Annotated in this window: 7 protein-coding genes; 4 read left to right on the top strand and 3 right to left on the bottom strand. The window is 62.1% G+C overall.

Going from position 1 to position 6,917, the window contains the following annotated elements:
• Positions 1 to 167: 167 nt before the first annotated feature.
• Together FY112_RS02445 and FY112_RS02440 are read right to left on the bottom strand one after the other, a co-directional pair.
• Positions 168 to 1,217: an ABC transporter substrate-binding protein gene (locus FY112_RS02445; RefSeq protein WP_151517571.1), complete on the bottom strand. Its 1,050-nt coding sequence runs from the start codon at positions 1,215 to 1,217 to the stop codon at positions 168 to 170.
• A 48-nt stretch (positions 1,218 to 1,265) separates the two neighbouring features.
• Positions 1,266 to 2,348 (bottom strand): ABC transporter ATP-binding protein, encoded by a 1,083-nt coding sequence (locus FY112_RS02440; RefSeq protein WP_151517570.1) that lies wholly within the window; start codon positions 2,346 to 2,348, stop codon positions 1,266 to 1,268.
• Between the two features lie 239 nt (positions 2,349 to 2,587).
• Here FY112_RS02440 and FY112_RS02435 point away from each other — a divergent pair, with 239 nt between their 5' ends.
• From FY112_RS02435 to FY112_RS02420, 4 genes are all read left to right on the top strand, one after another.
• Positions 2,588 to 3,985: a PLP-dependent aminotransferase family protein gene (locus FY112_RS02435; RefSeq protein ID WP_151517569.1), complete on the top strand. Its 1,398-nt coding sequence runs from the start codon at positions 2,588 to 2,590 to the stop codon at positions 3,983 to 3,985.
• Between the two features lie 3 nt (positions 3,986 to 3,988).
• A complete protein-coding gene (locus FY112_RS02430; RefSeq protein WP_151517568.1) occupies positions 3,989 to 5,281 on the top strand; it encodes an FAD-binding oxidoreductase in 1,293 nt (430 codons plus the stop codon).
• A 171-nt stretch (positions 5,282 to 5,452) separates the two neighbouring features.
• Positions 5,453 to 5,704: an AbrB/MazE/SpoVT family DNA-binding domain-containing protein gene (locus FY112_RS02425; RefSeq protein WP_003538685.1), complete on the top strand. Its 252-nt coding sequence runs from the start codon at positions 5,453 to 5,455 to the stop codon at positions 5,702 to 5,704.
• The gene (locus FY112_RS02420) at positions 5,701 to 6,099 is read left to right on the top strand and encodes a type II toxin-antitoxin system VapC family toxin (RefSeq protein WP_062944801.1); all 399 of its coding nucleotides are present in this window, start codon (positions 5,701 to 5,703) and stop codon (positions 6,097 to 6,099) included. Before FY112_RS02425 ends, FY112_RS02420 begins: the two co-directional genes overlap by 4 nt.
• Before the next feature lie 69 nt (positions 6,100 to 6,168).
• Here FY112_RS02420 and FY112_RS02415 read toward each other — a convergent pair.
• On the bottom strand, positions 6,169 to 6,917 hold a 749-nt coding region (locus FY112_RS02415; protein ID WP_151517567.1), incomplete at its 5' end, for an ATP-binding cassette domain-containing protein.

Here is a 6,917-nt window from a genome sequence, read left to right as displayed (position 1 = left end):
CTCAGCTGCGCCTTGCTTTTCGCACTGCCGAGACTTTTCACCCGCGTGCGGGCGGCAATCACAGAGCCGTCGCCTTCATTCATTGTCGCGATCACCATCGCTCATGCCTTCCTGCGGTAGAGAAAGGGGCGGACGAAGCCAGGGAGACACTCGCCTGCCCGAAGAGGTTACTGTGCGAGCCACTTGTTGAAGCGTTCGGTCAACTCCTCATCATGGTCTGCCCAGAACTCGGAGGAGACGACAAAGGCCGTCTTCGTATTGTCAGGCGCGGTTGGCAGATCGACGAGAATATCCGCCGGAACCTTGGAGATGGCCGCTTTCAGGGTCGGGCCATAGGAGATGTATTTGGACTGCTGCGCCATCACGTCGGGATTGACGGTGAAGGCGACGAATTTGTCCGCCAGTTCCTTGTTCTTCGAGCCTTTCGGCTTGGCCCAGAGATTGAAGTCCATTCCCTGGCCGTCCCAGACGATCTTGAAGTTCTTGCCGCTGTTCTTGACGGCATCGTAGATGCGGCCGTTCCATGCGGTGGTCATCACGACTTCGCCATCGGCGAGAAGCTGCGGCGGCTGCGCGCCGGCGGTCCACCAGACCTTCACATACTTCTTGATCGTGTCGAGCTTCTTGAAGGCGCGGTCGACGCCCTCCGGCGTCCCGAGCACGTCGTAGACCTCGGCGGGTTTGACGCCGTCAGCAATCAGCGCGAATTCCAGCGTGGTCTTCGGCGACTTGCGCAAGGCGCGCGGCCCGGGGAACTTGGCCGTATCGAACAGATCGGCCATGGTCGTCGGCCCGCCATTCGGGAACTTGGTGGCATCATAGGCATAGATGGTGCCGAAGACGATCGTCGCTACCGCGCAATCCATTGCGGCGCCGTCGATGAAGGCGTCCTTGCCGCCGAGCTTCGAATAGTCGATCGTTTCAAGCCAGCCTTCGTCGCAGCCTTGCAGCGCATGGCTGGGTTCGACATCGACGACATCCCAGGTCACCTGGCCGGTTTCGACCATGCCCTTCAGCTTGGCGGTCGAGCCGTCCCATTCATCCTGGAGAATCTTGGTGCCGGTTTCCTTGGCGAAGGGCTTGAAAAAGGCCTCCTCCTGGCTCTTGGTATAAGCGCCGCCCCAGGATGTAACGGTCAGCGTATCCTCGGCAAATGCCGCTCCTGCGATGGCAAGAGTCATGACGGAACTGAGAAGCATGCAGTTTAAACGCATCATGGTGGTTCCCCTTTTTGTTGCTGCGTTTGCGAAAGAATGAGCGCCCGGTCAGGAGAGCGCGAGCGCGCGGCAATCCTCCGGCGCCCAGCCGATGACGGCAGTGGAGCCTAGCGATTGAACCGGAATGTCCTGAGCCGCGGCGACTTTGATGAAGATATCGTCACAGCCGCAGGCCGAGACGCGCAACCTGACATGGTCGCCATGATAGATTATTTCCTTGAGCGTCGCGGTGAACCGGTTGGGAATCTCGGTTGCGGGCGCCAGCTGAATCCGCTCGGGCCGCAAGACCAGTGTTGCCCGCGCGCCTTCCTTCAGCCCCTCTCCGGCATGGCCGGTGATGATCGAACCATCGGGGGCGCGAATCCGGCAGACCGCATTTTCGATCGCGACGACTTCACCCGATATCGCATTGTTTTCGCCGATGAAGGTCGCGACGAAGGGGTTTGCCGGCGTCTCGTAGAGCGCATGCGGCGGTGCGATCTGCTGTAGGATGCCGTCATTGAACACGCCGACCCGATCCGACATGGTCAGCGCCTCGCTCTGGTCGTGGGTGACGTAGACGACGTTGATGCCGAGACGGGCATGCAGGTGCTTGATCTCGAGCTGCATATGCTCGCGAAGCTGCTTGTCGAGCGCACCGAGCGGTTCGTCCATCAGCACCAGCTGCGGCTCGAAGACGAGAGCGCGGGCAAGCGCGATGCGCTGCTGCTGTCCGCCGGAAAGCTGGTTGGGCCGCCGCGTTTCGAAGCTCGCCATACGCACCATGTCGAGCGCGCGGCGCACCCGCTCGGTGATCTCGGCCTTGCCGAGCCGGCGCATTTTCAGCGGGAAAGCGACGTTCTCGCCAACAGTCATATGCGGGAACAGCGCGTAATTCTGGAAGACCACGCCGATATTGCGACGATGCGGCGGAACGCTGTCGATCCTGTTGTCGGCAAGCGTGATCGTCCCGTCGGTCGGCGCTTCGAAACCGGCCAGCATCATCAGCGTCGTGGTCTTGCCGGATCCGGACGGACCGAGAAGGGTCAGAAATTCCCCTTTGGCGACGTCGAGGTCCAGGCCGCGCACGACATAGCTGACGCCGTCATAGGATTTACGCACGCCTTCGAAAGCAATGAAGCGCTCGCTCATGAAGTCCTCCTGTTTGCATCGGCGGGTCCCTGCCTCTTTGTCTCGATGCTGGGTTATATTGTCCCGGTCTACTTCGGCTTGTCAAGCCACACAAAGAATTTTGTGTGGTAGCGGCAGCGAGGTCTCGAAAACACTGGGAAAGCGTGCTATGTCGCACGAAAGCAAGCTGAATCGCATCGCGCCGGTGTTTGATGCGCGTGTCCGGCTTATGGAATTTATGTCGCTGTTACAGGAATTGTATGTCTGAAAGATCGGAAGTGACCCGGACAAATCAGGAGCGGGAAGCGCGGATACCGGCCTATCTGGAGCTCGCAAACGAGCTCGAGGCGAGGATCCGCTCGGGCGCCTTGCCCCCCGGCAGCCAGCTCCCACCGCAACGCGACCTCGCGCGGGAGCGGTCGCTCAACGTCTCCACAGTCACGCGCGCCTACCGCGAATTGCAAAACCTCAACCTTGTGATGGGCAGCACCCGGCGCGGCACGATCGTCATCGGCGACGGCGCCATGCCGCGCGTCGACCGGGCGGCGAGCCCGGCCGGTATCATCGATCTGACGGTCAACCGGCCGGCCGTCGACGATTTCCAGCAGCGCTTGGCGCAGTCTTTGCCTGACCTGTCATCCGACCGGCGCTTTCGCCAGATGCAGGAATACCAGCCGCCGGAAGGGCCGGCCTGGGCACGCCACGCGGCGAGAAAATGGATATCGCTCAACGGCTTCGATCCGTCCGAAGACGATATCGTGGTCACCAGCGGCGCCCAGCACGCTTTGCTGGCGGTGATCAGCAGCCTGATAGAGCCCGGCGACACCATTGTCTGCGATCGGCTGACCTATTACGGTCTGATCGCGCTTGCCCAGATGTTCCGCTTCCGCATCATCGGCATTGGAAGTGACGATCAGGGCATGTCGGCGGCGGAGCTCGACGATATCTGCCGCCGGGAGACCGTGCGAGCCGTCTTCACAGTTCCCTCGATGCACAATCCGACCGTCGTCACCATGAGCGAGGCTCGCCGGCGCGAACTGGTCGATGTTGCGGAAAAGCACGATCTCGTCATCATCGAGGACGATGTCTATGGACCGATGCTCGGGACCCGGGCAAGCGCCCTGATCACGCTTGCGCCGACCAGAACCTACCACATATCGGCGCTCTCCAAGGCGCTGGCGCCGGGTCTGCGCGTCGGCTATCTCTGCTGCCCGCCCGGCCGCGCGCTGCTATCCGCCGAGGCGGTTCGCACGACCGCCTGGATGCCCTCTCCGCTGCCGTTGCTGCTTGCGACCCGCTGGCTGGAGGACGGCACGGCCGAAGCGATCCTGAAGGCTCAGCTTGCGGAGCTGCGCGCACGCCACGCGATCGTCACGACGATCCTTGCCGGCCACTCCTTCTCCGCCGATCCGCGCTGCATGTTTTTATGGTTGAGGCTGCCGGCCCCCTGGCGATGCGAGGATTTTGCCGCCAATCTGCGCGCCCATGGCGTTGCCGTCATGGCCGCCACCGCCTTTGCCTGTGACCGCCAGCCGGTTGAGCATGCCGTTCGCGTCAATGTCGGCTGCGCATCGTCGCGTGATGAACTTGCAACGGCGCTGCGCATCATTGCCGCCACGCTGAACGATCGTCCCCGCGCTCTGGCCGGCCTGGTCTAGGCGGTGAACACGCCGCTTCCCGACCTTCAGCCCTTGCCCGACGCCGAGCGCCGGCATGTGGCTGTGGTCGGTGCCGGATTGGTCGGCCTCTGCACGGCCCTTTGGATGCAAAGAATGGGGCACCGGGTCACGATTATCGATCCGGCGCCGCCCTTGGGGAATGCATCCTACCGGCAGGCCTGCTCCTACGGGAATGCCTGCACCTTTGCCCCGCACGGCGTCGTTCCCGTCGCGACGCCGGGCGTCATCTGGCGTGTGCCGGGAATGCTGCTCAATCCGCTCGGTCCCCTGGCGATCGTCTGGAGATACCTGCCGCAACTGGTCCCCTGGCTGCGCGCCTTCCTGGCATCGAGCGGGAAATCCGAGGTCGAGCGGATCGCCGGCACACTGGCGGTGTTGCTTTCCCACGCCGATGCCGCCTGGCAACCGCTCGTGACGCAGGCAGGCGCCGAACGGCTGAAGCGGCACGACGGCTGCCTGTATCTCTATAAGACCGAAGCGCAATTCCGGGCGGCTGACGCCGAGAACGCGCTGCGTGAGCGTCATGGCGTCGCCATGGGCCGGCTGGACCGCGCCGACATAAAGAACATGGAGCCTGATCTTGCGCCGCTCTACCACAAGGGCGTGCTGTTTTGTGATGCCTATGTGTTTTCCAGCCCCAGGCAACTCGCCTTCGCGCTGGCCCAGGCTGTTATAAACGGCGGAGGGCAGATCGTCCGCGGCGAAGTCTCGGCGATCGAGCCGCGTGACAACGGCATCTGCCTGCGGACCGCTGACAAGCAAATCCCTGCGGACCATGCGGTTGTGGCTGCCGGCGCCCATTCGCGCAAGCTGACCGCATCGATAGGCGATCGTGTCCTGCTCGACACTGAGCGCGGTTATCACGTCTTGTTCCCGCAAGCGGGCAATCTGCTGTCGCGCCCGGTCTGCTATCCCGAACACGGCTTCTACATGGTGCCGATGGCAGATGGATTGCGCGCGGCCGGAACCGTCGAACTCGGCGGCCTTGCCGCTCCCTTGAACCCCAAGCGGACCGCGATGATCCGTGACGGCGTGAAAACGCTCCTGCCGGCGGCCGGACAGGGCAGCGACGAGTGGCTGGGTTTTCGCCCGTCCATGCCGGATTCACTTCCGGTGATCGGCAGCTCCCGGCACTTGCCCCGCGTCACCTATGCCTTCGGTCACGGCCATCTCGGTCTGACGCTATCGGCTTTGACCGGCTATCTGGTTTCCCAGCTGGTCGCGGGACAGCGCCCGGCTGTCGATCTAGCGCCCCTGCGTCCCGACCGGTTCTAAGCCGGGCGCATAGGAGGCGCCTCATGCGTCGGCGCTCTTTCTTCGGTTGGACTGAGCCACGCACGAACAAGGGAGTGAAGGCAAAGTGAAGGCAAAGTCCGTATCACGCGAACCTTGAATGTAAGGAAAAATTCCATTACTTTTGTATTGACTTAAGATAGGAGATTTTCCATGGCTTCCCTTGCCGTCACAATGAAAGGGCAAATCACGCTGAGACGGGATTTGCTGACGCACCTTGGGGTCAAACCGGGAGAGCGGATCGAATTCGACAAGCTGCCTGGGGGTGAGCTGCGGGTAAAGGCTGCTCGTCCAACGGGGACAATCGACGATTTTATCGGCCGGCATGCTGGCAAGATGAAGAAGCCGTTGACCATCGAAGAGATGAACGAAATCGCGGCTTCGGGCTGGGCCGGCGAGGAATGAAAGTTTCAGTCGATACCAACATTCTTGCTCGAGCCGTCCTGCAGGACGATGCCGAGCAGGGCAGGGCAGCGGCAAAGCTCCTCAAGGAAGCATCGCTGATCGCGGTTTCCCTGCCGAGCCTATGTGAACTGGTCTGGATACTGCGTCGAGGAGCCAGGCTCTCAAAGGAAGATGTTTCACAGACGATCCACGACCTGCTCAACGCCGGCAATGTGGCGATGAACCGTCCTGCGGTCGAAGCAGGACTGGCCATGCTGGAGGCCGGCGGCGATTTCGCAGATGGCGTGATTGCCCATGAAGGAGCATGGCTTGGCGGCGAGAGCTTCGTATCTTTCGATAAGCAGGCGGTCGAACTGGTAATCCGCCAAGGCCAATCCGCGCGTCTTCTCGCCTGAAATTCCGGAGACTCATGAGCGGGTCGATGCTGAGCTGCTTCAACGCTGAGACGACGGGCGGCGTTGGCTTCAGAACCGATGTTCCGCTCCTTCGATCGGATTTGCCCAGACTGTCATTCCAGGCGCAAACGGCGTCTCGCCTTCGGTGCGCACCACCATCTCACCGAGTTCGGGGACGTCGAGATAGAGGATCGCGTCGGCGCCAAGCCGCTCGAGATGCCGGATCCTGCCCTGCCATTGCCCGACACCTTCCGATAGCCTGATATGCTCAGGGCGGATGCCATAGGTCGTGCAGTTCATTCGCCGCGCGGTCTCGCCGCCATAGAGGTTCATCTTCGGGCTGCCGATGAAGCCGGCGACGAATGGTGTTGCGGGATTGCGGTAGAGTTCCATCGGGCTGCCGATCTGCTCGACCGCGCCGCCGTTCAGGACGACGATCTTATCCGCCATCGTCATGGCTTCGACCTGGTCGTGGGTGACATAGATCATCGTCGACTTCAGGCGGGCGTGCAGATCGGCGATCTCAAGGCGCATCTGGGCTCTGAGGGAAGCGTCGAGATTGGAGAGCGGCTCGTCGAACAGGAAGACCTTGGGATCGCGGATGATCGCGCGGCCGATGGCAACACGCTGGCGCTGGCCGCCGGAGAGTGCTTTCGGCTTTCTCTCCAGCAGCTGGGTCAGCTGCAGCGTTTCAGCCGTCGCCGCGACCTTGGCGGCGATTTCCGCCTTTGGACGGCGGGCGAGTGAAAGGCCGAAGCCGATATTCTCGGCAACGGTCATATGCGGGTAGAGCGCGTAGCTCTGGAACACCATGGCAA

Origin of the sequence: Rhizobium sp. PEPV16 (assembly GCF_008919455.1) — a bacterium.
Taxonomy (GTDB): Bacteria; Pseudomonadota; Alphaproteobacteria; order Rhizobiales; family Rhizobiaceae; genus Rhizobium; species Rhizobium leguminosarum_Q.
The sequence above is the reverse complement of the archived record's forward strand: the minus strand, read 5'-3'. Positions and strand labels throughout refer to the sequence as shown.